Source organism: Streptomyces sp. NPDC034049 (assembly GCF_055575575.1).
Genome location: NZ_JBVISJ010000003.1, coordinates 28,857 through 55,432 on the forward strand (window position 1 = coordinate 28,857; position 26,576 = coordinate 55,432).

Here is a 26,576-nt window from a genome sequence, read left to right on the forward strand (position 1 = left end):
AGCGACGCAGATCACCGCCCCCCTGGCTACAGTGCGGCAGAAGAACTGGGTAGTCTCAGACGGACTGCATAAGTTACTGCTTAGTAATCACCCTCGCAGGCCCGAGGAGCCCCGAAATGCAACTCGCCGCGATCATCGTGTCGCTGGTCCTGACCGTGGTCGGCGTTGCGCTCATCGCCCGAGCCGTGGCGCAGATCTACCGGTTCGTGAAGCTCGGTCAGCCGGTACCGGCGGGCAGCCGTACGGACGACCCGAAGGCGCGCACGATCACCCTGGTCAAGGAGTTCCTCGGCCACACCCGGATGAACCGGTGGGGGATCGTCGGCTTCGCCCACTGGTTCGTCGCGATCGGCTTCCTGACGCTGCCGCCGACCCTCGCCCAGGCGTACGGCCAGCTGTTCCAGGCCGACTGGACGCTGCCTGTCGTCGGCGGCTTCCTGCCGTTCGAGATGTACATCGAGTTCATCGGTGTGATGACGATCCTCGGCATCCTCGTGCTGATCGCCATCCGGCTGCTCAACCTGCCCTCCCGGGCGGGCCGCAAGTCGCGCTTCGCCGGCTCCAAGGCCTGGCAGGCGTACTTCGTCGAGTACGTCATCCTCACCATCGGCCTCGCGATCTACGCCCTGCGTGGCCTCGAGGGCGCCATCCACCACGTGGACCACTACGAGGCCGCCTACTTCGCCTCGTACCCGCTCGTCCTCGCCTTCAAGGGCCTGGGCGTCGCCACGCTCCAGAACCTGGTCTACTTCGTCGCCATGATCAAGATCGGCACCTCGCTGATCTGGATGATCACGGTCTCGCTGAACACCAACATGGGTGTCGCCTGGCACCGCTTCCTCGGCTTCCCGAACATCTGGTTCAAGCGCAACGCCGACGGCGCCACGGCCCTCGGCGGTCTCCAGCCGATGACCTCCGGCGGCAAGCCGATCGACTTCACCGACCCCGGTGACGACGACGTCTTCGGTGTCTCCCAGGTGGAGCAGTTCTCCTGGAAGGGCATCCTCGACTTCTCGACCTGTACCGAGTGCGGTCGCTGCCAGTCGCAGTGCCCGGCCTGGAACACCGGCAAGCCGCTCTCCCCCAAGCTGCTGATCATGTCGCTGCGCGACCACGCGCACGCCAAGGCCCCCTACCTCCTCGCCGGTGGCGGCAAGACCATGGAGGGCGAGGAGAAGGCGTCCGAGGAGCAGCTCAAGGACGTGCCCGCCGCCGCCCTCGCGGAGGCCGAGCGCCCGCTGATCGGGACCGTCGAGGAGAACGGCGTCATCGACCCGGACGTCCTGTGGTCCTGCACCACCTGCGGCGCCTGCGTCGAGCAGTGCCCGGTCGACATCGAGCACGTCGACCACATCGTCGACATGCGCCGCTACCAGGTGATGATCGAGTCCGCGTTCCCGTCCGAGGCGGGCACGATGCTCAAGAACCTGGAGAAGAAGGGCAACCCCTGGGGCCTGGCGAAGAAGCAGCGCCTGGAGTGGCTCAAGGAGGTCGACTTCGAGGTCCCGGTCGTCGGCAAGGACATCGAGGACCTCTCCGAGGTCGAGTACCTGTACTGGGTCGGCTGCGCCGGCGCCCTGGAGGACCGCGCCAAGAAGACCACCAAGGCCTTCGCGGAACTGCTGCACATGGCGGGCGTCAAGTTCGCCATCATGGGCGGCGACGAGAAGTGCACCGGCGACTCCGCCCGACGCCTCGGCAACGAGCCCCTCTTCCAGGAGCTCGGCATGGAGAACGTCATGGCGCTGAACATGGCGTTCGGCGAGGAGATGGACGACGAGGGCAAGGTCGTGCCGGAGTCGGCCAAGCCGAAGTCGGCGAAGAAGATCGTCGCCACCTGCCCGCACTGCCTCAACACCCTCGGCAACGAGTACCCGCAGCTCGGCGGCGACTACGAGGTCATCCACCACACCCAGCTGCTCCAGCACCTGATCGACGAGGGCAAGCTGATCCCGGTGACCCCGGTCGAGGGCCTGATCACCTACCACGACCCCTGCTACCTGGGCCGTCACAACAAGATCTACACGCCCCCGCGCGAGATCATGACCGCCGTCCCGGGCCTGCGCCAGCAGGAGATGCACCGCCACAAGGAGCGTGGCTTCTGCTGCGGCGCCGGCGGCGCGCGGATGTGGATGGAGGAGCGGATCGGCAAGCGCATCAACAACGAGCGCGTCGACGAGGCCCTCTCCCTCAACCCGGACATCGTCTCCACCGCCTGCCCGTTCTGCCTCGTCATGCTGACCGACTCGGTCAACGGCAAGAAGAACGACGGCAAGGCCAAGGAGTCCATCACCGTCGTCGACGTCGCCCAGCTCCTGCTGGAGTCCGTCAAGACCTCGGTCCCCGACGACGAGCCCCCGGCGGGCGCGGCGGAGACGGAGAGCGAGCCGGAGCCGCAGCCGGTGAAGTAACCGGTCAAGTAGCCCCCGCCGCACGCCAGTTGTACGTCGACGCCCCCGGTCCCGCTCGGACCGGGGGCGTCGTCGTGTCACGGCCCGTGCGGCTCACCGCCCGTGCGGCTCACCGCTCCTCGGCCGGCAGCAGCTTCTCGATCTCCGGCGGCAGGTCGTCGGTCACCCGCACCACGAGGAGCGGCTCCTCGTCCGGCGAGAGGCGGACGGCCACGGCGTCGGCCGGGTCCAGCCCTTTGACCTCGTACGCCTCGTACTCCGCCGGCTCGGCCGTGGTGTCGACCTCGCCGGGTGTGTCACCGCAGGGCACCGCCCGGGCCTCCCCCGCCCCGGCGCCCAGCTCGAACTCCACGTCGCCGCGGTAGCTGTACTCGCCCTCCCCGAACTCCACGACGAGCGCGCACTTCGCCGCGCCGCCGTCACCCCTGTCACCGCCGTCACCACCGTCACCACCGTCACCGCTGCCGGTCTCCCCGAACACCCGCTCGACCGCCGCCTTCACCCCCTCGTCCTCGGCCACGTTGACCAGGACGCGCACCTCGCCCCCCGGCGACTCACGGACCGCGATCGCGTCCTCGGTGTCGACGCCCTCGACGGCGTACGCCGTGTACACGGCCAGCTCATCGACCGGCACCTGGTCCTCCTCACCGCCGCCCTGGTCCGCGCAGACGGAGTCCCGCGCGGTGCCCACCTTCGCGCCGAGGACGCTGTCGACCTCGCCCGCATCGAGGTACTGCCGGTCGCCGTAGTCCACGGCGAACACGCACGAGGCGGAACTCGTGCCCCCGGTGTCCAGTGCCGCGCATCCGACGGCCAGGGGGACCGTCGCCAGGGCGGCCAGGGCGCCCAGGGCGATTCGTACACGGGTACCGCTCAGCATCTCGTCTCCTACCGGTCCGACGGCCTGTCCGCCGCTGCCTCGCACTGTCGCTGCCTCGCACTGCCATTGCCTCGAACTGCCATTGCCTCGCACCGCTCAGACGCACGAGCGCGGTGGAACGTTCGGACCACCCGCCCCGCCCCAACACCACGGGATGTCACCGGAGTTCACGTACAACCCACCCACCCCTCCAACGGTCTCCTCTTCGCCGACGTCCTTCCCGAGCGCCCGGCGCCCCGCCCACCGCAGGAGATCCCCGCATGCACATGGACCAGCACACGGACAGGCGCGAGCCCCCGCGCCGGCACCTGCGACTCGCCCTCGCCACGGCCGCCGCGGCCGCGCTGACCGGCGGTCTGCTCACCTGCTCGGCCACGCCGGCGACGGCCGCCGACCCGGTCCACCACCCCGTGGCCGACTTCGACGGCGACGGGTACGGCGACGTCGCGTACTCGGCCCCCGTCGCCACGGTGGACGGCAGGACGTACGCCGGCCAGATGGTCGCCCTGTACGGCTCGGCGAACGGCCTGACCGCCACGCACCGCACCACCCTCAGCCAGAACACCCCGGGCGTCCCCGGCAGCGCCGAGCAGGGCGACAGCTTCGGCCATGTCAGCGCGTACGGCGACTTCGACGGCGACGGCTACGACGACCTCGCCGTCTCCGCCGACCTGGAGGACACCGGCGGCCACCGGGACACGGGCACGGTCGTGATCGTGTGGGGCTCGGCGAAGGGCCTGTCCGGCGCCACGACCCTGGACGACCCGACGCCCTCCCGCCACCACGCCTGGGGCAAGTCGCTGGCCGCGGGCGACTTCGACGGCGACGGCACGGAGGACCTCGCGGTCGGCGCCGCGTCGAGCACGATCCATGTCTTCGGGAACGGCATCGCCAGGTCGGGCAAGCCCTACGACCACTACACCGTCAAGGCGGCCATCAGGTCGGAGGAGTTCACGGGCGCGCTCGACCTCACCGCGGGCGACGTCGACGGCGACGAACGGACCGACCTGATCGTCAACGGCATCGAGCCCGGCGGCACAGGGCGCCGGAACGTCAACCACTACCTGCCCGGCACGCCCTCCGGTCTGTCCGTGGCCGCCGCCCGGAAGTTGAGGCCCGGCGTCGAAAGCGCCGTCGGCGACATCAACGGCGACGGCTACGGCGACATCGTCACCGGCCAGGCGTTCGACCCGACCGACGACCCCGACGTCCTGTCCGCGCCCGGGTCCGTCACCGGCGGCAAGGTCAACATCACCTACGGCTCGGCGGACGGCCCGGTCACGGCCACCGCGTTCTCGGTGACCCAGGACACCGGCCGGGTTCCCGGCGCCTCCGAGCGCGGCGACAGCTTCGGCTTCGAGGTGTCGCTCGGCGACATCGACGGCGACGGCTTCCAGGACCTGGTGGTCGGCGTGTCCGACGAGGACCTGAAGGGGGCCGTCGACGCGGGTGCGGTGACGGTCCTGCGCGGCTCGGCGAACGGCCCGGACACCGAGGCAGGCTTCCGCTTCCTCGCCCAGTCCACGGCCGGCGTCCCCGGCGCGGACGAGATCCACGACCACTTCGGCTGCGAGGTGAAGCTCACCGACGTCACCGGGGACGGCAGGGCGGACCTGACGGTCGGCAGGGCCGGCGAGAACGGCGGCAACGGCTCGGTGGTCCTCCTGCGCTCCGACGGCGCGAAGATCACGACGACCGGCGCGCGCTCCCTCTCCCCCTCCGCCGTGGGCGTGTCGACCCACGCCTCACCGAACCTCGGCGGCGACGCAGCGAACTGATCCACTGCCCCTGCGCCCCTGGTGTCCCACAGATCACAGAAATTTCTCGAACTGCCGTACAACCCTCTCGTCACTCCACCGGTCTCCTGTTCGCCACTTTCACGTGAACCCCTGGACAACTCAGGGGAACGCGGACAGAAAGGGCACCCCATTGACTGCGGACGTCTGCCAGGCGTCCGCATGCAGCAGGAGATTCCCGCATGCACAAGCATCTGCGACTCGCCCTCGCGACGGCCTCCGCGGCCGCGCTGACGGGCGGTCTGCTCACGTTCTCGGCCGCGACGGCGACGGCGGCCGACTCCGTCCACCAGCCCGTGGCGGACTTCAACAACGACGGCTACGGCGACGTCGCGTACTCGGCCGGAAACGCCACCGTCGGCGGCGCGGCCGGCGCCGGCCAGATCGTCGCCCTCTACGGCTCGGCGAGCGGCGTGACCTCGACGAAGCGCGCCACGATCAGCCAGAACACCACCGGCGTCCCCGGCAGCGCGGAGAAGGGCGACGGCTTCGGCTGGGTCAGCGCGTACGGCGACTACAACGACGACGGCTACGACGACCTCGCGGTCTCCGCGCAGGGCGAGGACGTCGACGGCGACACCGACGGCGGCACGGTCCTCATCGTCTGGGGCTCGGCGAACGGCCTGTCCGGCGCCACCACCGTCAAGGACCCGGCGGTCTCCTCGCACGACTACTGGGGCACCGCGCTGGCCTCCGGCGACTTCGACGGCGACGGCAAGGAGGACCTCGCGGTCGGCTCCTCGTCGAACCGGGTGTACGTCTTCAAGGGCGGCATCAGCAAGTCCGGCACGGCCGCCGGCCGCTACAGCTTCACCACCGACATCCTCTCCGGCAAGGGCACCGGCACGCTGGTGATGAGCGCGGGCGACGTCAACGGTGACAAGCGGACCGACCTGGTCGTCAACGGCTTCGAGACCGACGGCGACTACCACTACAACACCAACTGGTACGTGCCCGGCGGCGCCTCCGGCCTGAGCGCCTCGGGCGCGCAGGAGCTGAAGCGCGGCATCATCACCGGCATCGGCGACATCGACGGCGACGGCTACGGCGACATCGTCACCGGCCAGGACTGGGACCCGTCGAAGGACGGCAGCGAGCCCTCCGTGCCCGAGTCGTCCACCGGCGGCAAGGTCCACGTCGTCTACGGCACCGCCGGCGGCCCGGGCACCACGGTCGCGGTGACACAGAACAGCGGCAACGTGCCCGGCTCCTCCGAGCGCGGCGACTGGTTCGGCAGCGAGCTGTCCCTCGGCGACATCAACGGCGACGGCAAGACCGACCTGGTGGTGGGCGCCCCCGGCGAGAACCTCGGCGGTGTCGTCGACACGGGTGCCCTGACCATCCTGTACGGCACGGACGCCGGCCTGAACACGACCTCCGGCTACCAGTACTTCGCCCAGTCCACCGCCGGCGTGCCCGGTACGGACGAGACGGAGGACCACCTCGGCAGCGACGTGAAGCTCACCGACGTCACCGGCGACGGCAAGGCGGACCTGACGGTCGGCGCGTACGGCGAGAACGACTACAACGGCTCCCTGGTCTACCTGCCGTCCGACGGCACGAAGATCAGCACGACGGGCTCGCGCTCCATCGCCCCGTCCGCGGTCGGCGTCTCCACCTCGGGCCAGCCGGTCTTCGGCGCGAACGCGGCCAACTGACGCGGGCGACCGTCACAGGCGCAACCAGCGTACGGGCCCGCATCCACCCCGGATGCGGGCCCTCCCTCCTCCCCCCTGGAGCCCTCCCCGTGCGCAGCAGCCGCACCACCCTCTTGACGAACACTCTCACCGCAGCCCTCGCCACCGCCCTCCTGACGACCCTCCCGATGGCCTCCGCGACGGCAGCCCCCGCCAAGTACGCCGACGACTTCGACGGTGACGGGTATCGCGACCTGGCGATCGGCATGCCGGAGCAGACCGTGGGCGGGAAGCGGCTTGCCGGCTCGGTCCTGGTGACATTCGGTTCAGCCAAGGGGCTGACCTCCAGGAAGATCCACGTCACCCAGAACTCGACCGGTGTCCCCGGGGCCGCCGAGTCGCAGGACCGCTTCGGCTCGGCCCTGTCGAGCGGGGACCTGGACGGTGACGGGTACGCCGACCTCGTCGTCAGCAGTGACTCGGAGAGCGTGGGGGGCCAGACCGCGCGGGGCATGGTCACGGTTCTGTGGGGCGGCGCCAGGCCCTTCCGCCGCGGTACGGCGCTCGCTGCCTCGCCCCTATCGGGTCGTGACGACTTCCTGGGGAACGACGTCGCGGTGGGCGACTTCGTCGGTGACGCGGCGCCCGACATCGCGGTCGCGGACCTGTCGAGCGTCTGGCTGTACGAGGGCGGCATCAGCCGTACCGCCACGCCCGCTCCCGTTCCCGCCGTGGTCCAAGGCCATGACGGCATCGGTATCGCCCAGCTTGCCGCCGGGGACTTCACGGGCGGCGGCAAGGACGAGCTGGCCGTGACCGGACCGGCGGCGACACTGGTCTACGCCGCGGGGAACGCGAGCACACCGACCGTCGAGGACTTCTACAACCGCAGGACACTCATCGGCGGGGAGTCGGTGGCCACCGGCGACCTCGACGGCGACGGCCGCGACGACCTGGCCATCGGCCGCTTCCTCTTTCGTGTCGGCAACGGACTGAAGGACCCCAGCGCCAAGGCCGGTTATGTGATGGTGCACTACGGCAGCCCGAGCGCCGTGGGCGGCCTGGACCGCCAGCGTCACGTCTACCACCAGAGCACCTCCGGAATCCCCGGCGGCAATGAGGCCGAGGACCTCTTCGGTGCCTCCCTGTCGATCGGCGACGTCACGGGCGACGGCCGCGCCGAGTTGGCGATCGGCGTGCCCTACGAGTCACTGCCCCGCGCCGAGCGGGGCGGGGACGTCCTCCTGCTGCGCGGCGGATCGAACGGCCTGACCACCGCGGGGGCCAAGCGCTTTTCCCAGAACACCCCCGGGATCCCTGGCACGGCGGAGCACAACGACGTCTTCGGCTCCCAGCTCCGCCTCGTCGACTTCAACCGTGACCGCAAGGCCGACCTGGCCGTCTCGGCACCGTACGAGGACCCCTACCGGAACGAAGGCAGCGGTGCCGTCTGGCAGCTGCACGGCACGGGATCCGGCCTGACCGTGAAGGGCGCCGACGTCTTCGGCCCCAAGGACTACGGCATCCCCCGGGGCTCCGGCCTCGGCATCGCATTCAACCGCTGACCACGCGACGTCGGGCCGCTGCGGGGGCGATCCCCGTTGCGGGCCCATGACCCAGGAGGGCCCATGCCCCGCAGCACCAGACTCCTCCGCACCGCCCTGGCCACCGCGACGGCGGCCACCCTCACCGGCGGCCTGCTGAGCCTGGCCACAGCCGCCCCGGCCACCGCCGCCCCCGCCAAGTACGCCGACGACTTCAACGGGGACGGCCACCGCGACTACGCGGCCTTCTCGTACGGCACCGAGACCCGCTACAGCGACGGCGGCGGCGTCCTGGTCACCTTCGGCACGGCGGCCGGCGGCCCCGGCACGAAGACCCAGTTCATCGACCAGGCGAGCGCCGGCGTCCCCGGCGCCGACGAGTCGGACGACTTCTTCGGCGAGTTCCGTACCGCCGCCGACTTCAACCGGGACGGCTACGGCGACCTCGCGGTCTCCGCCAACGGCGAGGACGTCGGCAGCGCCAAGGACAACGGCACGGTGACGATCCTCTGGGGCAGCGCGAAGGGCCTCTCCGGCGGCACCACCGTCCCGTTCAAGGGCCCGAAGGGCACCTCCGGCGAGGCCGTCGACCTCGCCACCGGCGACTTCGACGGCAACGGCCACCCGGACCTGGCCCTCGTCCGCGCCGGCAAGGCGTACGTCTACCGGGGCGCGATCACCAAGTCCGGTGTGAAGGGCACGGTGACGGTCCTGGACAAGAGCGACTCGCCCTTCTACGCCACCGCCCTGATCGCCGGCAAGGTGAACACGGACGGCAAGAGCGACCTCGTCGTCATCGGCGACGTCGTCACCGACACCACCCTCGCCTCCGACGCCTGGTTCGTCTCCGGCGGCAAGACCAAGCTGTACCCCGGCAAGACCCTGCGCATCGAGTCCGTCAAGGCGAACGGCGGACAGGCCGAGCGCGGCGGCGACGGCGTCATCGCCGACTTCGACAAGGACGGCGACGGCGACATCGCCATCGGCACCCCGGTCTACGACCGCACCAAGGGCCGCGTGACGCTCTGGTACGGCACCTCCACCGGCCCGTCGAAGTCCGCCCGCTTCACCCAGGCCACGTCCGGCATCACGGGCACCCCGGAGTCGTACGACGCCTTCGGCGACGCGATCACCTCCGGTGACGTGAACGGCGACGGCTACCGCGACCTGGCGATCGCCGCCCCGGGCGAGACCATCGGCAGCCGCGAGCAGGCGGGCGGCGTCCACGTCCTCTACGGCGGCTCGTCGGGCCTGACCACCAAGAACTCCCAGTGGTTCGCCCGCGACACGGCGGGCGTGCCCGGCGACCTGTCCGCAGGCGAGTACTTCGGCCACACGATCCGCCTCCGCGACACCGACCGCGACGGCCGGGCCGACCTGTACGTGGTGGGCGAGAACGGCTCCCTGGTCCTGCGCGGCTCCACGAAGGGCGTGACCACGACCGGCACGACGGCGGTCGAGGGCGACACGGTCCGCGGCATGCTCCAGTGACGGTGACGGTGACGGTGACCGTGACAGAGACAGTGACACCATGATCGCCCCCGGGTGATGCGCGGGCCCAGGCTTGCGAAGATAATTCCCTTATAGGGACATAGCGGAATGGCCCCACCCGAGGGCCGAAACTCAACGAACTGCGGAAAGCCGGCGATAACCATGGCCGAACACCCGAACGCAGCGCTCGTCCGCAAGGGCTACGACGCCTTCACCCGGGGCGACATGGACACCCTCCGCGGCCTGATGGCCTCGGACTGTACGCACCACGTCCCCGGCAGCCACCTGCTGTCGGGCGACTACAAGGGACAGGACTCGATCATCGGCCTGTACCGGCGCCTCTTCGAGGAGACCGGCGGGACGTTCGACGTCACGCTCAGCCACGTCTGCGTGGACGGCCGGGGCCACGCCGTCTCCGTGCACCGCTACACCGCCGAGCGCGGCGGCAAGCAGATCGAACAGAACGGCTGCCTGGTCTTCCGGATCGTCGGGGACAAGTTCACGGACATCGACGAATGCCAGGAGGACATGGACAAGGAAGCGGAGTTCTGGTCCTAGCCCCGGCCCCCGCACTACAACCCCGCACGGCCTCCAGGTGTCACACAGGTGAACGAGCCAGTGAACCAGCCACACCCTCGACATCCGGCCACCCACCTGGAGCCCCCCGTGCACAGACGGACGTACGCCCTGGCCGCCGCCACCGTGGCCACCGCCACCGCCACCACGGCGGCCCTCGCCCTCACCCTCGCGCCGGCCGCGACCGCCGCCCCGCGCACCGCGCCCGGCGCCCCCTCCGCCTCCGTGACCAGCGACTTCAACGCCGACGGCTACGCGGACCTCGCCGTCGGCGTGCCCGACGGGACCGTGAACGGCAAGGCCAAGGCGGGCTACGTCCACCTCCTCTGGGGCGGCGCGAAGGGCCTCGGCAGGCACGGCGGCATCCGGGTCAGCCAGTCCACCGCCGAGGTCCCGGGCACCCCGGAGGCGGGCGACCGCTTCGGCGCCTCCGTGCTGCTGGCCGACCTGAGCGGCGACGGCCTCGCCGAGCTGATCGTCGGCGCCCCCGGCGAGGACGTCACCGGCCGGGGCGCGGACGCGGGCACGGTCACCGTCGCCGGCGGCGCGCGGACCGGCACGGGCCCGGCCTCCACCGCCCTCACCGGCCCGTCGGGGAACGCGGCGTACGGCTGGTCGGTCGCGGCGGCGGACCTGACCGGCGACGGCGGCCGGGACATCGTGGTCGGCGGCCGGGACAAGGTCGTCATGCGGGCCGCCGTCGACAACGGCGAGGACCTGGTCATCACCACCGTCCTCGCCACCCCGATGGGCGGCCGCGCCCCGCTCCTGGCCACCGGCGACTTCACCGCCGACGGCACGGACGACCTCGCCCTCGCGTACCACACGATCGACGCCCCCTTCACCCAGTCCCATGTGCGGCTGTGGTCGTGGGACGAGGCCGAGCGCCGTATGGCCAACACCTGGAACTCCGACAACGGCGCCGCCTCCGCGCTCGCCGTCGGCGACTTCGACGGCGACGGACTGGACGACCTGGCCCTCGGCGAGTGCCGTGAGATCGCCGACGAGAACATCGACGACCCGTGCGGCCCGGAGTCGTACGCCGAGGGCGGCGGCATCCACCTCCTCTACGGCGACGAGAAGTCCTTCGGCCTGCGCACCCAGACCCTCAACCAGGACACGGTGGGCGTGTACGGCGTCGCCGAGGACGGCGACCGCTTCGGCGCCTCCCTCGCCGTACTGGACTGGAACCGCGACGGCCGCGACGACCTCGTCGCGGGCGCCCCCGGCGAGGCCATCGGCACCCGCGCGGCGGCCGGCGCGGCCACCCTGCTGCTGAGTCACGCGGGCGGCATCGTCGACCAGTTCGGCGAGGCGACCTCCGTGCCGTACCACCAGGACCGCCCCGGTGTCCCCGGTGTGGCGGAGACGGACGACGCCTTCGGCGCGGCCGTCGCCACCGGCGACTACGACAAGGACGGCACCCCGGACACGGCCGTCGGCGCCCCGGGCGAGAACGCGAAGTCCGGCGGCGTCTGGGTCTTCCCGAGGACCTCGGTCACCGGTTCCTACGCCCTCACCCCGAAGAACCTCGGCCTGCCGTCCGCGTCGTCGGCCCTGTCGTACGGGAGGTACCTGAGCAGCAGCCGTTGAAAGTGCGCCGACGTACGCCGGCGTGCGCCGATGCAGCCGGCCGGTACGGCCGTGACACGGCCGCCGACCTGCGCGGCGGCCGTGACCGGCCGACCCCTCACCCATCCCTGACGATCCCTTAGGGGATGTCACAGCTCGGCCGCAAAGCCGGGCCGGTCGGCCCCGGCCCGGCACACGGCCGTCCGGGAACAGGTACGTTCGATGACGTGGCTGGATTCAGGATCGGACGCGGCCGGGACAACGGCGCTCCTCAAGCGCGACCGCACAACCCTCCGTACGGACAGCAGGCCCCGCAGGCCGGCGGCCCGTCGTACGGCTACCCCCAGACGCCCCCGGGACCGCCGTACGGCGGCGGGCGCGGCGGTCAGGGCGGGTGGCCCCAGACGCACGGCGGTGCCCCCGGCGGTTACGGGACCCACGGAGGCCCCAGGGGCCACGGGGGTCATGGAGGGCCCGGCAACCACGGTGAGCCGGAGTACTTCGGCGACGACGGCGGGCACCCCCAGGGTGTGGACCCGTACGCGGCCAACAACCCGGGGCACACCCAGATGTTCGCCGTCGGCGAGGACCCGTACCAGCAGGGCGACACCTACCGCGCGGGCAGCGCCCCGGCGGCGCCGCTCGGCCCGCGGCTGCCCTGGAAGGAACTCCTCAAGGGCATCGTCACCAGCCCGAACCGGACGTTCCTGGTGATGCGCGACTACGCGGTGTGGGGCCCCGCCCTCGTCGTGACGTTCCTCTACGGCCTGCTGGCCGTCTTCGGCTTCGACAACGCCCGCGAGGACGCGATCAACGCGACGCTCTCGGCCGCCGTGCCGATCGTGCTCGTGACCGGCGTGACGATGGTGGTGAGCATCTTCGTCCTGGGCGTGGTCACCCACACCCTGGCCCGCCAGCTCGGCGGCGACGGGGCCTGGCAGCCCACGGTCGGCCTCTCCATGCTGATCATGGCCCTCACGGACGCGCCCCGTCTGGTCGTGGCGATGTTCGCGGGCGGCGACGCCTCCTTCGTCCAGATCCTCGGCTGGATCACCTGGGTCGCCGCGGGCGCCCTGCTGACCATGATGGTCGCCAGGTCCCACGACCTCCCCTGGCCGAAGGCGCTGGGCGCCTCCGCGATCCAACTGGTGGCGATCCTGTCGCTGATCAAACTGGGCACGTTCTAGGCACGGCGGCCGCGGCGAGTACGCGGCGGGTATGTGTATGAGGTGAGGGGCTCCCGGCGACAGACCGGGAGCCCCTTCCTGCTGCCCGGCGGGGAGCCCTGACAGCCGAGAGGCAATGCCCGCCGCACAGCCTGCCCGCCGTCCGGGCCGCCCTCCGTCCGGGGCCGCCCTCCCTCCGGCCTGCCCTCCCCCTCCGGCCTGCCCTCCGTCCGGCCTTCGCTCGGGCCGCAATTCGGTTGTGTGATGATGCTCGAAAATGACCGGCCCCGGGGTGGGGCCGGTTACGCGAGAAGGGCGGGGGCCGGCGTGGGCAAGGGCGGGGAGTCCATATCGGACGAGGAGTGGGAGCGGTTCCTCCGCGAAGCGGAAGCGGGGAGCAAGGACGCGCCCGAGGAGCCGTCGGCGCGGGCCCGCATGGTGGCGGGACGGCTGCGGGACGCCCCCGCCGAGCCGGAGCCGTGGCGGAGTCACCAACCGCCCCGGCGCCGCAGAGGCAAGGGCTGGTACGTGGTCGGCTTGCTCGTCGCGGTCGCCCTGCTGGTCGTGGCACTGGCGCCGGGTCGGGTGGTCGGCTGGTTCGCCGGTGAGGGCGGCGAGAGCACGCCGCTGGCCGTGGAGTCGGAGCGTCCGGACCAGCCGCCGCCGACGGAGGCGGCAGCCCTGAAGCCGACCCTGAAGCAGCCGTTCCGGGGGTCGCCCGCGGCACGGTGGGGCGACGGGACGGCCGGGCTCGGACTCCCCGAGGCACGGGCGACCGGCTGGATGAACAAGAAGCAGGTCGCACAGGCGCTCGAGGACAGCCGGGACTTCCTCGCCGCGTCGAGCCTGGATCCCGGTGTGCTGCGCGGGGAACGCCCGAAGAAGGCGATCGCGCTGCTCAACCCTCATCAGCAGGACGTCCAGGACTACCTGGCGACCGCGTTCCGCTCGCCCAGCCGCGAGGACGATCCCCTGTTGCTGTTCAGCCGCTTCGAGAAGAAGGTCCGGCTGGTCGGAGACGTGGTCAAGACACGGGGCCGGATCACGTACCGCGAGGGCAAGCGAGGCGCGGTCGAGGTGACCACCGACGTCACGTACGTCTACCCGGTCGTCCGCGCCGAGGCGGGCAGCGACGAGGTGGCTCGCACCATCGTGCGCCGCGAGGTCGTGATGAGCTGGGACGACCCGGCGAAGATCATCATCGAGCCGGGCACGTTCTCCCTGGTCTCGTACAAGGTGGACACCACCAACGGCGGCTGCGACAACGTCACCGGCTACTTCACCCCCGAGTTCGACTCGGACCGAGAGACCTCCCCCTCGGACGACGGCCCGGCACTCGACCCGTACGACCGCAGCACGTCGATGGACGAACGCCTGCGCCAGTCGGACGAGGAAAGCTGCGGCACGGCTTCACGGTCGTGAGCCGCCGGCGACGACCGGCCAGGGTCGCGGTCACGAAGCCGCTCGATCACCGGTCACGGTCCTGAGCCCCTCGACGTCCGTCTGACGTCTGAGCCCCTCGACGTCCGGTCGAGGGGCGCGGGCCCGGCCTGCCGCCTACGTCCTCAGAGCGCTTCCCTGTTGACCTTGGCCGTCTGCCCCGACCGGTGCACCGGAGGCAGAACACTCCACGGAAAGTTGATCCACTCGTCGGTCCGCTTCCACACGTAATCGCACTTCACGAGGGAGTGGGACTTCTCATAGATCACGGCGGACCGGACCTCGGCGACGGTGTCGAGGCAGAAGTCGTGGACGAGCTTGAGCGTCTTGCCCGTGTCCGCGACATCGTCCGTGATCAGCACCTTCTTGTCGGAGAAGTCGATCGCGTTCGGGACGGGGGCGAGCATGACGGGCATGTCGAGGGTCGTGTTGACGCCCGTGTAGAACTCGACGTTCACGAGGTGGATGTTCTTGCAGTCGAGCGCGTACGCGAGGCCGCCGGCGACGAAGACCCCGCCGCGGGCGATGCTGAGCACGATGTCGGGCTCGTACCCGTCGTCGGCGATGGTCTGCGCGAGTTCGCGTACGGCGGTGCCGAACGCCTCGTAGGTGAGGTTCTCCCGGACCGGCGGCGTGCTCGGAATGCTCACACCTGCGTCCGGTGGAAGTTGAGGAAGGAGCGGGAGGCGGTCGGGCCGCGCTGCCCCTGGTAGCGGGAGCCGTAGCGCTCGCTGCCGTACGGGAACTCGGCCGGCGAGCTGAGCCGGAACATGCACAGCTGCCCGATCTTCATGCCCGGCCAGAGCTTGATGGGGAGCGTGGCGAGGTTGGACAGTTCGAGGGTGACGTGCCCGGAGAAGCCGGGGTCGATGAACCCGGCGGTGGAGTGGGTGACGAGCCCGAGCCGGCCGAGGGAGCTCTTCCCCTCCAGCCGCGAGGCCAGATCGTCGGGGAGCGAGATGACCTCGTAGGTGCTGGCGAGCACGAACTCGCCGGGGTGGAGGATGAAGGGCTCGTCCCCCTCGGGTTCGACGAGCCGCGTGAGGTCCGACTGCTCGACGGACGGATCGATGTGCGGGTACCGGTGGTTCTCGAACACCCGGAAGAAGCGGTCGAGACGCACGTCGATGCTCGACGGCTGCACCATGGTTTCGTCGTACGGATCGATCCGCACCCGACCGGCGTCGATCTCGGCCCGGATGTCCTTGTCTGAGAGAAGCACGCCCCGAGGATACGCAAGACGCGCGGACCGCCCACAACCAGGACGGACCCGCGCGCCGAAGAGATGCCGTTTGTCGCTGACCTTCACACCCGCGTGTCAGCTGCTTGCGTACCGATCTGCCGCCGAGCTACTACTTCCCGACTGCTTACTTGCCTACCTGCTTACCGTGCTTACCTGCCCGCCTACCGACGGACCGGCTACCGCTTCTCCAACGCCACCGGCACGACACTGCGCAGGCGCGCGCAGCGTGGGCAGCGCATGAGCCGACCGGGGCCGAGGCGCTCGGCCTGCTGCATCGGGAACGAAGCGGTGCTGAACACGTGCCCATCGGCACAACGGACGACGGTGCGCTCCATCAAGTCCAAGAGTCCCTTCCCCAAGAGCCGCGTCTGGCTGTCGACCTACGTCGACCTGACGACGAAGCGCCACATTACGGGATGAACGGGACGCCCCTCCAGGCGGCACTCCGTTCCTCCGGAGCCCCACGCAGACCCTCTTCAGCGCCTCCACCGTACGCCCCAACTCCCGCGCCCCGCAGCCCCGTCCCGACCCCGGGAACACATGCGGGCCCCACGGCTTCAGCGCGCGGGGCCCGACATGAGGTAAAGTGACGATGCGTTCCGACACCGGCACCAACCGGCGTCTTACGCGGGTGTAGTTTAATGGTAGAACATCAGCTTCCCAAGCTGAGAGCGCGAGTTCGATTCTCGTCACCCGCTCCATGCGAAACCCCCAGGTCAGTGACCCGGGGGTTCTTTGTTGTCTAGACCGGTGGGCGGGTGGCGCACCACAACCGCACCATAAGGACTCGGCTAGGTACCGGTGGCCTCCCCCTTGTGGTGCGCGGAGTCGCCCGTGTGGTTCTTCGCACGCTCGGCGCGGACCATCTCGTCAAGGCCGGCCGCCAAGTCGCGCTGACGCTCGTCGTCGGAGTGCTGGTAGATCAGCGCGGCCTTCTCGGAGGACTGGCCCGCCCGAACCATGGTGTCTTTGAGCGTGGCGCCGGAGCGCGTGGAGAGCGTGTGCCCGGTGTGGCGAAGGTCGTAGAAGCGGAAGCCGTCCGGCAGCCCCGCAGCGGCACGGGCACGACGCCACTTCCGACCGAAGGACGTACGGCGGAAGGCCGCGCCCTTCTCCCCGACGAAGACAAGCCCATCGGGGCCCTTCTCCGCGTACCAGGCGAGGTGGCGCTTGACGTCCTTCTCCAGGAAGGCCGGCAGGACGACGAGACGGGCGCCCGCATCGGACTTGGTGGCTCCGGGAGCGCGCTTGCCGTTGGTCCGCTCGGGCTCGGCGACACGGACGCGGATCACCAGATTGTCGAGGTCGACGTCTCGGCGCCGAAGGCCCGCCAGTTCCTCGGGACGCATCGGCCCGTACGCCCCGAGGTAGACCATGAGGCGCCAGCGGATACCGATCGCTTCGGCGAGCGCGTCGACCTGGACGACGGTGGCGATCCGGCGTTCAGCAGCGGACTCCTTGCCCGCACCCTTGATCCGGCACGGGTTGCGACTGATGAGGTCGTCATCGACGGCCGTTTCCATGATGCCTTTGAGCAGTCGGTATGCCTTGGCAACGGTTGTCTTGGCACTCGTCGCCCGCAGCCGCTCCGCCCGCCATTCACGGACGCGAGGTGCAGTGATCTCGTCCAGGTCGAGCGCGCCGAAGGCCGGGAGGATGTAGAGCCGAAGGAGGTGTTGGTACAGGTCCACCGTCCGTACGGCCAACTCCCGCTCCTCGACCCACTTCTCGGCGTACTCACGGAAGTTCACGGCGCCCGCATCGGGAGCGCGCCAGTCGCCCCGGCTGAGATCCGCCTCAACCTGAGAGAGCCAGATCTCAGCGTCCTTCTTCGTCTCGAAGGTCTCGGGTGCGCGCACACGCTCGTTGTCGGGAGCCAGGTACGACGCCGTCCACTTTCCGGACCGGTACTGCCGCACGGCTCCGAAGCGGCGACGTCTGCCCTTCTTGTTGGCCATCAGGCAGCCCTCCGAAGTCCGGTACGGCGGAGCCGGATCGGCTCGACGGTCCGAGAGTCCAGGTACTCGTGAAGGGCGCTCTCGGGGATGCGGACATGACGGCCGACCTTCACGTAGCGAATGCGCCGCTCCTCGATGAGTCGCCGAGGGAAGCGGGCAGTGGTGCCCAGCAGCTCGGCGACCTGGTCGACGGACAGGTAGCGGTCGTTCATGCGGTCGGCCTTCCTTCCGCTTCGGACGAGGGTTGACGTGAGGTGGCGAACCAGGTCTCTGCGGCCGTCAGGCCGGTTCCGGCGAAGCGCCAGTGCGAGAGGACAAGGACGGTGTCCGGGTCGGGTAGCGGGTGGCCTGCTTCGGCGGCGCGGGCGCGGGTGAGGGCTTCGTTGTGGTCGGCGCGTTCCTGGCGGAGGGCGCCGAGGGTGACGGAGTAGGCGCGGGATTTGGTGGAGAAGTGGCCGCGGAAGCCGAGCATGTGGGCCCACTTGCGTAGGCGCAGGTCTTCGAGTTCCGGGCGGGCGCCGAGGTGCCAGCAGGTGAGGATCATCTGTCGGGCGTGGTCGGTGACTTCGGCACCGATGAGGTCGGTGATGGGGTTGCGGATGGGGCGGTCGAGGGTGCCTGTAGCCGTCTCGGCGCCCTTGGTGGCGTACTTGGCGATGTAGCCCGCCACGGCGCGGCTGGTCAGGTCTGAGGTGCCCGCGAAATCGGCTGAGCGGATAGGGCGGATGTCGAGCTGCACGCCGAAGCGGAAGGTGTGGGCGTGTCCGTCGAGGACCGGGCCGGGGGTCTCGGCGAGGCTGGCCGCCGTACCGATGGCGTCGGTGAGGAGTTCGGTCGTGGCCCAGGTAGGTGGGGTGTCTTCGGCCCCCTCGGGGCCGTCGAGGCGGATGACCGCGTGGAAGTGGACGGCGCCGCGCCGCTGGTACTCGGCGACCTTGGCGTACGAGACCTTGAGGGAGTCGCGGAGCTCCGAGCGGGTGAGGCCAGCGCGGGAGGCGAGTTGCTGGCGGAGGTAGGTGGTGAAGCGGGCCCACAGGGCTCCCGCGTGGGCGTTCCAGAGGACGGCGGCGCGGTAGTCGTAGCGGTCGGGGTCCAACGGTGTGCCGAGGGCGGGGTCGTCATCGGGGTGGAGTCGGCCGCAGCGGCATCGGCCGCCGCCGGGACGGTTGTGGACGGGGCCGAAGGAGGGGGCGGTGAAGGTGGCGAAGACGCGGGGGTGTTCAGCGACGGCCGGGCCGATGCCTTTGCCGCCGCTGAGTCCGGCGGTGACGAGGTGGAAGGTGTCTTTGCGGTAGATCGCGGCGCAGGCCGCGCAGCGGGTGGCCCGGCGGTTGTTGCAGCGGATGAGGAGCTGTCCGGCCGGAAGGTCCGTGTCGGTGATCTCCCGAACGATCTCACCGGTCGCGGCGTGGACGTCGAGCCGGTGGCCCTCCATCCGTACGGGTCGTTCGCAACCGCCGAGGCGCTGGATCTGCCGTGCGTAGGCGCCGAGGTCGCCGTGTCGGGCGAGGGAGGTCAGGTGGCGGATGGCTCCGAGGGGAGCCGGGGGGTGCATGTGCGGGTTCCTCCTGCCAGGGGTTCGGGGTCGTAGGCGCCCACCGCCCACACCGTCCAGGGGGCTAGACAGTGTGGGCAGGCGTAGGCACGCGTGGAGCCGTTGGGTCAGCGGCGGGTGAGGAGGGAGCGGATGACGACGGCGCAGACGGCGGTCGAGGTGGCCGTGACGGCGACGGCAAGGAGCATGGAGACGAGGACGGCGCCGACGACGAGGACCACGGCGGTGCCGCCGCCGACGAGGGCGAGCGCGGTGCCAGGGGTGAGCTGGACGGCCGGACGGGACGGCGCGAGGGTGGCGGGGGCCGGTTGCGGAGTCGGGGCGACCGGGGTGACGGCGGTCGGCTCGACGACTGCGGGCGGGGTGACCAGGCCGGTCGGCTGAGGCATGGTCGGGATCTTCGGCCGGAACATGAGCGGGTCTCCTTCTCTGTTACTTGACGAGGGAGTTGATGACGGGGGCCAAGAGGCTGTCGGCGATGAGGTAGCCGCCAAGGAGCAGCACGGTGATGAGCCACCAGGGCGGGCGGATGAGCTTGACGCCGAGGACCCCGACGCAGAGCAGGGCGAGCCAGAGCGGTACGTCCACGGGGGTGGTCTCCTGTCAGGCCGGGCAGCGGTGGGTGCGGGCGGCGAGTTCGGCGGCGGCGCGGGAGTCGTACTCGGCGGAGAAGTCACAGCGGGGCGCGGTGCAGGCGGCCAGGTGGCGGTGCTTGCCGCGTTCGACGAACGAGGCGACGTTCACGGGGCCGATACGGCGGACGTTGCGGAAGCGGCGATGCATGGTGGTGCTCCTCTCTCAGAGATGAGCGGCGACGGACGCGGTCATGGACGGGGGCAGGCCGAGTCGGGCGCGTACGGCGTCGGGGTCGGCCGGGTGGCCGGTGGCCGAGTGGTGCTCGTCGGCCAGGGCCCGGACGCGGTCGACGAGCGCGGGAGGGAGCGCAACGGCAGGGACGGGCGCCGGAGCCGGAACGGGGACCGGATCGGTCACCGGTTCGTCGACGATCAGCTCAGGGGCGGGGTCGGGGTCAGCGGGCGGGGTCGGGAGCGCGGCCCGGTCGTGCATGTCGACGGCGGGGGCGAAGTGCGCTTCGTCGTGTTGATCGGTCGTCGACGGAGCCGGGGACGCTGGTGCTTCCTGGGGGTGACGGTGTGCGTGGGCGAGGAGCGTGCCGCCGAAGAAGGCGACGGCCGGCCAGCCCGCGACCACGACGCGGAGCCAGGCGGGTACGTGGTCGAGGTCGAGGAGTCCGGCGGTGGCGACGTTGGCGCCGAGGGAGGCGGCCAGGGCGACGAGGAACCACAGCCGCGGGCCCCCGGACGGCTGTCCGGCCCGCTGTTCTTCGCGCATCCGGCGCCAGGCGGCGACCAGCAGGAGGTCAACGCTGATCGGGTAGGCCCATGCCTTCCAGCCGCCCTGTCCGGCCGCTTCGGCGAGGTCGTGGAGGTGGGAGAAGGACAGGGCGCCCGCGATGACGGCTTGGATGATCACGGCGTCCAGGCGGGCGAGTTGGGCGCGCATCGGCTCGTCTTCCTTCCGGTTTCCGGCATGGGAGGGGTAGGGACCTTGGCGTGAGGTGGTCACGCCGACCGTGGGAGGAAGGAGTGGCTACTCGGTGACCGGGCGTGTGATGGGCGCGGCAGGTGCTGCGGCCGGGGCCGACTCAACCGGCGTCGCGGCGAGGGCAGGGCGGAAGGAGGCGAGCCGGGGCAGGTCCGGGACCAGGGCCGAGGTGTCGCGGCAGATGGCCGCCGCTTCGTCGAGAGTGAGGTGGGACGAGCGGACGCGGCACCAGCCGCCGGAGGAGTCGCCGACGACCGCGACGCCGGGCCGTTCGGCCGGGATGGACGTGGCGGCGAGGGCCGCTTCGGGGGCGATGTCGGCGAGCGCCATGTTCGCCGAGGTCTCGTCGTTGACGCGGTGGCAGACACGGCCGGTGAGCTGCGCGCGGAGCATAGTGGCGCCCTTGCCGAGTTCGGAGCCGAAGCGCTGTCCGCAGACCTCCAGATAGATGCCGGCCGCGCGGCCGAGCTGAGCGAGTCGGATGAGCTTGGTGACCATGGCATCGCGTCGCTTCTCGTCGTCGCGGCTCGCGGCGAGGAAGAGTTCCGCGACCTCGTCGACGACGACCACGACCGGCACCGGCCGCACCTCGTCCGGCAGCCCCCACACATCCGAGGTGAGCACGGCGTCCGGACCGGCCACGCTCGACAGCCCGATGAGCCGAAACCGCGCCTCCATCTCCTCCAGCAGGGCGTCAAGGACGTCGTTCGCACGGTCCGAGGTGTCGGCGAGGGCCGACAGTCGGGGCGCGAACGGCGCCAGTTCGACACCCCACTTGCAGTCGATGCCGACCAGGGCGACGGGTTGCCGGGCGAGCCCGCACAGCAGGTTGCGCAGGTACACGGACTTGCCCGACTGCGTAGCGCCGAGGATCAGTTCGTGCGGCACGGTGCGGAAGTCCCGTACGTGCCAGTGACCGTCTTCCCGCAGCGCCAGCGGGAGAGTGAGCGGCCCACTCCCCCGCCAGCGTCGGGCGGGGCGTACGTCGGAGAGCACGTCCCAGCCGATCAGGCGCAGTTCGAGCCGTCCCGGCTTGGTGGGGCGGATGTGAACGGCGTGGGCGCCCCAGGCGTGCCGTAGCCGGTCGGCCGAGGCGGCGAAGTCCTCGGGTGCCTGCCCGGCCGCCATGCGCAGCCGCATCACCAGACCGGACCCGGTCGGGCGTGGCAGCGACCGCCAGGGCGGCACCGGGGCCGCTTCCCGCCCGATCATCCGGGCCGTGGCCCGACGGACGGCCGAAGCCGGAACCGTCAGACCGCAAGCGTCCATGGTCGCCCTGTAGGTGGTGAGCACGCGCAGGGCGACGACCGGGTACGCGACGAGCCACCAGAACAGGACGGGCGTCCGCCGACGCATGACGAGCAGCGCGGCCACCGTCAGCAGCACCAGGACCAGAGTCCACACGGCATCGGTCATGGTGATCAGCCCTGGACCGGAGCCGGAGCGTTGACCATGACGGCGTCCGCCCGGTAGGCGATGCCGTGGCGGGTACGGCCACCGAACTCGCTCTCCCAGGGCCGGGCCACCAGGCCGGACAGAACGACGGGGGCGCCCATCACCAGGCCCTCACCGATGCCCGGCTCAGGCACGGTCACCTTGACCATGTCGGAACCGCCCGCCGCGATGAACACCAGCTCGATCACCATCAGCCGAGCGTTGGTCACCGGGTCCACAGCGACCTCACCGGTCTGACGGTCCTTCACCTTGACCTCGGGCAGCTTGGTGACGAGCAGCGTCGCGGCGGAAGTGTCCACGGGGATGACACGCATTCTTCGAACCTCACAGGTTGGCGGCGCCGATCTCAGCGCCGATCCGGACTGGATACCCCCCTAGACAGCAGGGAGTAGGCCCCGCCTGAACTGTCTAGGGGGGTTGACGCCAACAGTAGACCGACGGCCCATCAACTGTCTAGGGGGGTATACGAGCAGAGCTACGGCCAGACCTGAACAGCCCTACGGCAGCACCCAGTGCAAGGCCGTTGCGTCGTCCTGGGCCTTGCCGCGCGGCCATCGACGACCGTCAGGATCTCCGCTCTCCGCTTCCCGCACCAGGCGGATCAGTTCATCCGGGCCGGAGGAGTTGAGCACGCTCAACAGCTTGTCCCAGTCGGCGAGTTCAAAGCGATCGACGAGTCGGGTGGCGCCGTCACTCAGCAGCGTTGCCGATGCGAGGGAGTCCAGGGGCACGGACCCGGTCAAGGCGTGCTCGGCGGCACGCGGATCGGGGCCGGCGATCCAGAAGCCGCCCGGCCGGTTACGCAGCCCTGTCAGGGCATCCCGGTACTCGGCGAGCGCAGCAGCGTGTTCCGGCGACCCGGTGGGCAACTCGTCGACCGGGCCCCGGAGTCGCCTGCCGACCTCATCCAATCGCCCATCCGTCACCACCGCTGTTGCCCCGTCGCGTTCGGCGAGGAGCAGCGACGAGTCACCCAGGACGAGGTAGTCCAGCTCTGCATCACCGAGCCGGGCCGCGACGACCGTACTGGTCGGGCTGGCGCGATACGTCAGGTCACAGCGGTCGCCGTGCAGGGAGCGAACCTCCCCGATCGAGTCGGCCAGGCAGTCAGCGAGAGTTCGGTCAGGGTGCGCGGTGATCTCACGCAGCAGGAGCGCCCCAAGGGTCCCGGAAAACCAGGCGACCCCGTGCACACACCCCGTCTCCGCCCCTGCCACCCCGGCACCGTCGAGGAGAACGGCGGCACCAGGTGCGGCAGCCGCGAAGTCCTCGTTGTCCAGACCGGGCGCGGCGGGCAGAGAGCCGAGGGCGACTCTCACGCTTCGGCTTCTTCGTCGTGCAGGTAGAGCGGGCAGAGCAGTTCGACGGACTGAGGCTCGCTGGTCTCAGGGTCGTACTCGACACCCACCAGTGTGGAGAAGCGGCGCTCTCCCACCTGCCCCCACAGGGCATTGAGGTCCGAGGCGAGCAACTGGACCACCCCGAGCGAGCCTTGGGTGTGGATACCGGCGATGGCGAGCACAGATCCCTTGCCGTCCGGGCGGGACAGCCGGCCGAGGTATCCCACGTCGTGCGGACGGGACGGGTCAGCGTCCATCCCTGACCGGTGGACGGTGCCGGTGCGCCGGTCGAGCAGCGTCCAAGGCTCGCCTTCCGCGTGCTGCCAGCTCAGAACCGGGTCCTGGGCGTACAGGTCGCGCATGTCCTCGGACATGCCCGGCCCGCAGACGACGACCAGGCCGTTGCGGTTGAGATTGACTTCGCCGCTCACGAGCACGTTGCCGGAGGCGACATCGAGGCTGTACGACTTCGCCAGGTCTTCGAGACGCTTGCCCGAGTTCATGTCGTCCATGGCGACGACCGTGCGCTTCTTCACGTCGTCCGCTCGAAGCGGAGTGACCACCGTGACGACGCCCGTACCGAAGAAGGCGCCTTCGGGCGCTGGACCGGTGTGGCGGATCTGGTGGATACGCCCGCGGCTCAGACCAGCTTTCTCGGCGATCTGCGCGTACGAGAGCCCTTGCGCATGGAGGTCCTGAACCACGCGCCGGCGAAGCCGCGCCAGCTCTGTCACTTCCTGCTGAGCGTCTGCCAACCGGGTCGTGACCTCACGCAGGAGCAGGTACGGATCATCAATCGACATGATCCGCTGCAACTCGTCCGACATGCCTTCACCTCCTAGACCTCCCCCGAAGTCTAGGCCCCTAGACAGAAAAGGTGGAAGCAGACGGCCCGAGCGAACGCCGATCACGTAGAAGCCGGATCTACGCCGAGGCACACCCCGAGGACTCACCCGCCACCACCGGCGCAGCAGCGGACAGCGAGAGCCGCGCCGACTGCCATCACACGCCATCCCGGACCAGGTCGGCCCATACGGTGCGCCCGCTCGGCACATCCTTCACACCCCAGTCCTTGGGCGCAGGCCGAGACGAGGACCAAGCCGCGACCGCCGACGTCCTGACTGGCCGCATCGCGCATCTGGGGGACAGATTTGCCGCCCTGGTCGACGACTTCGAGCCGCACGCAGTCCGCCCGGAAGGCGACGACCACGAGGAACCAGCCGCCGACCGAGCCGCTGAGCGTGTGCCGGACGGCATTGGTCGCGAGTTCACTCACGACCAGGACCGCGTCATCGGCAACACCCCGCTCTTGGAGAAGGGCGGCGACGAAGTGACGGGCTTCGGCTACCTGATCAGGCAGCCCAGGGAAGGCGCGGCACCACTTGGTGAACATGGGAAGACTCCTTGTCTAGAGGGCTAGACAGCACAGAGGGCAGAGTATTCCCCGAGTCCATCACCAACCAAGGCATCTGGAGGAATTATTCCTCTATGGAGTGACGGTGTCCGTCAGGTCGCGAAACTCCTTCATCACCCGCAGCAGCAGTTCCCGCACCTCACCGCCGAAGACAGCGGCACCCTCGAAGGAATCGAACACTTCCTCGTACGAGGCGACTTCATCCCGGTCGTGCGAGACCCGCTCATCCCGGAACGCCTCCACCACGACCGCACTCCGGTCGCACAGGGTGAAGCCATGCCGAGGCATGACCGGCACCGGCCGATCCCACGGGATCACTCCGAGCCGCACGGTGGTCAGGCTCTCGACAGCGAGCAGGCGGTCAAGCTGGGCGAGCATGAGCGAAGGGGTGCCGGGCCAGGTCCTCAACACTCCCTCGGTGACGACGAACACGGACTCACGTCCGGGCTCGTACAAGACGCTCTGCCGCTCCACCCGAGCGGCGACAGCCCGGCCAACGGCCTCAGATTCGGCATCGGGAGCACTCGCGAAGACGTGACGGGCGTACTCGGCACTCTGAAGCATGGCCGGCAGAACCACACACTGAAACGACCTCACGAGCCGGGCCGCGCGGATCGCATCGTCCAGTGCGAGACCGGGGAGCGCACTCGCTTCGCGCTCCGGAGCCGCGTCAACCGCCGCTTCCACAGCGGCCAGGAGCTCCCGCACCTCACCCGAGGTCGCCTCATCGAGCCCGAGGGCCCGAGAGAGCCTGTCGAGAACATCGGAGCTGGGGACCATCCGCCCGGTCTCAACCTTGGACACGGTGGGCTGCCCAACTCCGGCTCGCTGCGCCAGAACGACACCCGTCAGACCGACATCCGCCCGCAGAGCACGAAGACGCGCCCCAAGCGCATTCATCCGCTCCCGCCGCTCAATCCCCATACCAAGGGTTCTACACCACAGAGGCTCGGCATCCAGCGCAGGAGCGGTACCAAGATCAACAGGGCTTCAGTGGCGTGTGATTCAAACTTTCTCTACTGGTTCAAGGCCCGCGCACGGCGCGGGCGCGCGCCGCCTCTGCGGCGCGGCCTGCCTCCTGTCTTCGCCCCGGCTGGCCGCGCCCGGCGGCGCGCTCGGCGGCTGCGGGCATGAAGGGGGAAGAGACCCTCTGTGGCTGGGGCGGTCGGCTCCACGGCTTTAGGCAGCCACTTTGGGGCGAGCCTCGAAGATCATGGCCCCAACGTCGTGCTTTAACGGGCAGGTCCACAGACTGCCCGACTCGCCGGAAGCTTACGGGGCCATGATCACTCGCCCCAAAGCAGCTCCAGCCCAAAGCCGTTCCGCCGACCTTGGCAATCGTCCTGAAGCTTGTTGAGGCCATTCAAAAGGCTTCATTGGATCGCCCCAGCTCCCAATCAGCAGGCTTCCCCCTTAGGAGGTCGTTAGGAGGTCCTCACCGGGCAAACCAGCAGGTCAGCACACCACACCAACACCCAGCATCACCCCAGCTAGCAGCACCCAAAGCACCCAACCGACAGCCCCACCGCGCA

General features: G+C 70.2%; 24 protein-coding genes, 1 tRNA gene and 1 pseudogene. 10 read left to right on the forward strand and 16 right to left on the reverse strand.

Going from position 1 to position 26,576, the window contains the following annotated elements:
• Nucleotides 1–116 precede the first annotated feature (116 nt).
• A complete protein-coding gene (locus ACZ52C_RS09710; protein WP_469074214.1) occupies nt 117–2,411 on the forward strand; it encodes a (Fe-S)-binding protein in 2,295 nt (764 codons plus the stop codon).
• A gap of 109 nt (nt 2,412–2,520) precedes the next feature.
• Here ACZ52C_RS09710 and ACZ52C_RS09715 read toward each other — a convergent pair whose 3' ends face one another.
• Entirely contained in the window at nt 2,521–3,291 is a 771-nt protein-coding gene (locus ACZ52C_RS09715; protein ID WP_469074215.1) for a DUF6281 family protein, read from the reverse strand.
• 260 nt (nt 3,292–3,551) lie between these two features.
• Between ACZ52C_RS09715 and ACZ52C_RS09720 the strand changes: the two genes are divergently transcribed.
• The 8 genes from ACZ52C_RS09720 (at nt 3,552) to ACZ52C_RS09755 (ending at nt 14,495) form a co-directional block, all read left to right on the forward strand.
• Entirely contained in the window at nt 3,552–5,069 is a 1,518-nt protein-coding gene (locus ACZ52C_RS09720; protein ID WP_469074216.1) for an FG-GAP and VCBS repeat-containing protein, read from the forward strand.
• A 200-nt stretch (nt 5,070–5,269) separates the two neighbouring features.
• Nucleotides 5,270–6,745: a VCBS repeat-containing protein gene (locus tag ACZ52C_RS09725; RefSeq protein ID WP_469074217.1), complete on the forward strand. Its 1,476-nt coding sequence runs from the start codon at nt 5,270–5,272 to the stop codon at nt 6,743–6,745.
• An 89-nt stretch (nt 6,746–6,834) separates the two neighbouring features.
• Entirely contained in the window at nt 6,835–8,289 is a 1,455-nt protein-coding gene (locus ACZ52C_RS09730; RefSeq protein ID WP_469074218.1) for an FG-GAP-like repeat-containing protein, read from the forward strand.
• 63 nt (nt 8,290–8,352) lie between these two features.
• A complete protein-coding gene (locus ACZ52C_RS09735) occupies nt 8,353–9,759 on the forward strand; it encodes an FG-GAP and VCBS repeat-containing protein (protein WP_469074219.1) in 1,407 nt (468 codons plus the stop codon).
• A 162-nt stretch (nt 9,760–9,921) separates the two neighbouring features.
• The gene (locus tag ACZ52C_RS09740) at nt 9,922–10,317 is read left to right on the forward strand and encodes a nuclear transport factor 2 family protein (protein WP_469074220.1); all 396 of its coding nucleotides are present in this window, start codon (nt 9,922–9,924) and stop codon (nt 10,315–10,317) included.
• Between the two features lie 108 nt (nt 10,318–10,425).
• Complete coding sequence (locus tag ACZ52C_RS09745) at nt 10,426–11,928, forward strand: integrin-like protein (RefSeq protein WP_469074221.1); 1,503 nt, start codon at nt 10,426–10,428, stop codon at nt 11,926–11,928.
• A gap of 125 nt (nt 11,929–12,053) precedes the next feature.
• Nucleotides 12,054–13,094, forward strand: a complete 1,041-nt coding sequence (locus tag ACZ52C_RS09750) for a Yip1 family protein (RefSeq protein ID WP_469074222.1) — start codon at nt 12,054–12,056, stop codon at nt 13,092–13,094.
• A 306-nt stretch (nt 13,095–13,400) separates the two neighbouring features.
• A complete protein-coding gene (locus ACZ52C_RS09755; protein ID WP_469074779.1) occupies nt 13,401–14,495 on the forward strand; it encodes a hypothetical protein in 1,095 nt (364 codons plus the stop codon).
• Between the two features lie 143 nt (nt 14,496–14,638).
• Here the strand turns inward: ACZ52C_RS09755 and ACZ52C_RS09760 are convergent, their stop codons facing one another.
• Both ACZ52C_RS09760 and dcd read right to left on the reverse strand, forming a co-directional pair.
• Nucleotides 14,639–15,163: a phosphoribosyltransferase gene (locus tag ACZ52C_RS09760; RefSeq protein ID WP_469074223.1), complete on the reverse strand. Its 525-nt coding sequence runs from the start codon at nt 15,161–15,163 to the stop codon at nt 14,639–14,641.
• Nucleotides 15,160–15,735 carry a dCTP deaminase gene (gene dcd / locus ACZ52C_RS09765; RefSeq protein ID WP_033530332.1) on the reverse strand — a complete coding sequence of 192 codons (576 nt, stop codon included), beginning with the start codon at nt 15,733–15,735 and terminating at the stop codon, nt 15,160–15,162. Before dcd ends, ACZ52C_RS09760 begins: the two co-directional genes overlap by 4 nt.
• Nucleotides 15,736–16,383: 648 nt before the next feature.
• On the opposite strand from dcd, the gene ACZ52C_RS09770 reads away from it, so the two are divergent.
• Nucleotides 16,384–16,457, forward strand: a tRNA-Gly gene (locus ACZ52C_RS09770).
• A gap of 90 nt (nt 16,458–16,547) precedes the next feature.
• On the opposite strand, the gene ACZ52C_RS09775 is transcribed toward ACZ52C_RS09770, so the two are convergent.
• From ACZ52C_RS09775 to ACZ52C_RS09835, 13 genes and pseudogenes are all read right to left on the reverse strand, one after another.
• Nucleotides 16,548–17,714, reverse strand: coding sequence for a tyrosine-type recombinase/integrase (locus tag ACZ52C_RS09775; protein ID WP_469074224.1), 1,167 nt, complete (start codon nt 17,712–17,714; stop codon nt 16,548–16,550).
• Entirely contained in the window at nt 17,714–17,926 is a 213-nt protein-coding gene (locus tag ACZ52C_RS09780; protein WP_033530334.1) for an excisionase family DNA-binding protein, read from the reverse strand. Before ACZ52C_RS09780 ends, ACZ52C_RS09775 begins: the two co-directional genes overlap by 1 nt.
• The gene (locus ACZ52C_RS09785; protein ID WP_469074225.1) at nt 17,923–19,269 is read right to left on the reverse strand and encodes a replication initiator; all 1,347 of its coding nucleotides are present in this window, start codon (nt 19,267–19,269) and stop codon (nt 17,923–17,925) included. Before ACZ52C_RS09785 ends, ACZ52C_RS09780 begins: the two co-directional genes overlap by 4 nt.
• A 107-nt stretch (nt 19,270–19,376) precedes the next feature.
• A complete protein-coding gene (locus tag ACZ52C_RS09790; protein WP_469074226.1) occupies nt 19,377–19,682 on the reverse strand; it encodes a SpdD-like protein in 306 nt (101 codons plus the stop codon).
• 19 nt (nt 19,683–19,701) lie between these two features.
• Entirely contained in the window at nt 19,702–19,857 is a 156-nt protein-coding gene (locus tag ACZ52C_RS09795) for a hypothetical protein (RefSeq protein WP_005476066.1), read from the reverse strand.
• A 15-nt stretch (nt 19,858–19,872) separates the two neighbouring features.
• Nucleotides 19,873–20,052 (reverse strand): mobile element transfer protein, encoded by a 180-nt coding sequence (locus ACZ52C_RS09800; protein WP_037695326.1) that lies wholly within the window; start codon nt 20,050–20,052, stop codon nt 19,873–19,875.
• Nucleotides 20,053–20,067: 15 nt separating this feature from the next.
• Nucleotides 20,068–20,793 (reverse strand): DUF2637 domain-containing protein, encoded by a 726-nt coding sequence (locus tag ACZ52C_RS09805; protein ID WP_469074227.1) that lies wholly within the window; start codon nt 20,791–20,793, stop codon nt 20,068–20,070.
• Between the two features lie 87 nt (nt 20,794–20,880).
• A complete protein-coding gene (locus ACZ52C_RS09810) occupies nt 20,881–22,251 on the reverse strand; it encodes an FtsK/SpoIIIE domain-containing protein (RefSeq protein ID WP_469074228.1) in 1,371 nt (456 codons plus the stop codon).
• Nucleotides 22,252–22,256: 5 nt separating this feature from the next.
• Nucleotides 22,257–22,604 (reverse strand): SCO3933 family regulatory protein, encoded by a 348-nt coding sequence (locus tag ACZ52C_RS09815; RefSeq protein ID WP_469074229.1) that lies wholly within the window; start codon nt 22,602–22,604, stop codon nt 22,257–22,259.
• Between the two features lie 183 nt (nt 22,605–22,787).
• Nucleotides 22,788–23,609 (reverse strand): integrase, encoded by an 822-nt coding sequence (locus tag ACZ52C_RS09820; RefSeq protein WP_469074230.1) that lies wholly within the window; start codon nt 23,607–23,609, stop codon nt 22,788–22,790.
• Nucleotides 23,606–24,457, reverse strand: coding sequence for a sigma factor-like helix-turn-helix DNA-binding protein (locus ACZ52C_RS09825; RefSeq protein WP_469074231.1), 852 nt, complete (start codon nt 24,455–24,457; stop codon nt 23,606–23,608). The genes ACZ52C_RS09820 and ACZ52C_RS09825 overlap by 4 nt, the downstream gene beginning before the upstream one ends.
• A 175-nt stretch (nt 24,458–24,632) precedes the next feature.
• Nucleotides 24,633–25,023 (reverse strand): annotated as a pseudogene (locus ACZ52C_RS09830) (ATP-binding protein).
• 93 nt (nt 25,024–25,116) lie between these two features.
• Nucleotides 25,117–25,968, reverse strand: coding sequence for a helix-turn-helix domain-containing protein (locus ACZ52C_RS09835; protein ID WP_469074232.1), 852 nt, complete (start codon nt 25,966–25,968; stop codon nt 25,117–25,119).
• Nucleotides 25,969–26,576 lie beyond the last annotated feature (608 nt).

Excerpts from the sequence above, each read along its gene's own strand:
- ACZ52C_RS09710 (WP_469074214.1), top strand. The coding sequence starts at position 117 with ATGCAACTCGCCGCGATCATCGTGTCGCTGGTCCTGACCGTGGTCGGC.
- ACZ52C_RS09715 (WP_469074215.1), bottom strand. The coding sequence starts at position 3,291 with ATGCTGAGCGGTACCCGTGTACGAATCGCCCTGGGCGCCCTGGCCGCC.
- ACZ52C_RS09720 (WP_469074216.1), top strand. The coding sequence starts at position 3,552 with ATGCACATGGACCAGCACACGGACAGGCGCGAGCCCCCGCGCCGGCAC.
- ACZ52C_RS09725 (WP_469074217.1), top strand. The coding sequence starts at position 5,270 with ATGCACAAGCATCTGCGACTCGCCCTCGCGACGGCCTCCGCGGCCGCG.
- ACZ52C_RS09735 (WP_469074219.1), top strand. The coding sequence starts at position 8,353 with ATGCCCCGCAGCACCAGACTCCTCCGCACCGCCCTGGCCACCGCGACG.
- ACZ52C_RS09740 (WP_469074220.1), top strand. The coding sequence starts at position 9,922 with ATGGCCGAACACCCGAACGCAGCGCTCGTCCGCAAGGGCTACGACGCC.
- ACZ52C_RS09750 (WP_469074222.1), top strand. The coding sequence starts at position 12,054 with ATGTCACAGCTCGGCCGCAAAGCCGGGCCGGTCGGCCCCGGCCCGGCA.
- ACZ52C_RS09775 (WP_469074224.1), bottom strand. The coding sequence starts at position 17,714 with ATGGCCAACAAGAAGGGCAGACGTCGCCGCTTCGGAGCCGTGCGGCAG.
- ACZ52C_RS09780 (WP_033530334.1), bottom strand. The coding sequence starts at position 17,926 with ATGAACGACCGCTACCTGTCCGTCGACCAGGTCGCCGAGCTGCTGGGC.
- ACZ52C_RS09785 (WP_469074225.1), bottom strand. The coding sequence starts at position 19,269 with ATGCACCCCCCGGCTCCCCTCGGAGCCATCCGCCACCTGACCTCCCTC.
- ACZ52C_RS09790 (WP_469074226.1), bottom strand. The coding sequence starts at position 19,682 with ATGTTCCGGCCGAAGATCCCGACCATGCCTCAGCCGACCGGCCTGGTC.
- ACZ52C_RS09800 (WP_037695326.1), bottom strand. The coding sequence starts at position 20,052 with ATGCATCGCCGCTTCCGCAACGTCCGCCGTATCGGCCCCGTGAACGTC.
- ACZ52C_RS09805 (WP_469074227.1), bottom strand. The coding sequence starts at position 20,793 with ATGCGCGCCCAACTCGCCCGCCTGGACGCCGTGATCATCCAAGCCGTC.
- ACZ52C_RS09810 (WP_469074228.1), bottom strand. The coding sequence starts at position 22,251 with ATGACCGATGCCGTGTGGACTCTGGTCCTGGTGCTGCTGACGGTGGCC.
- ACZ52C_RS09815 (WP_469074229.1), bottom strand. The coding sequence starts at position 22,604 with ATGCGTGTCATCCCCGTGGACACTTCCGCCGCGACGCTGCTCGTCACC.
- ACZ52C_RS09825 (WP_469074231.1), bottom strand. The coding sequence starts at position 24,457 with ATGTCGGACGAGTTGCAGCGGATCATGTCGATTGATGATCCGTACCTG.
- ACZ52C_RS09835 (WP_469074232.1), bottom strand. The coding sequence starts at position 25,968 with ATGGGGATTGAGCGGCGGGAGCGGATGAATGCGCTTGGGGCGCGTCTT.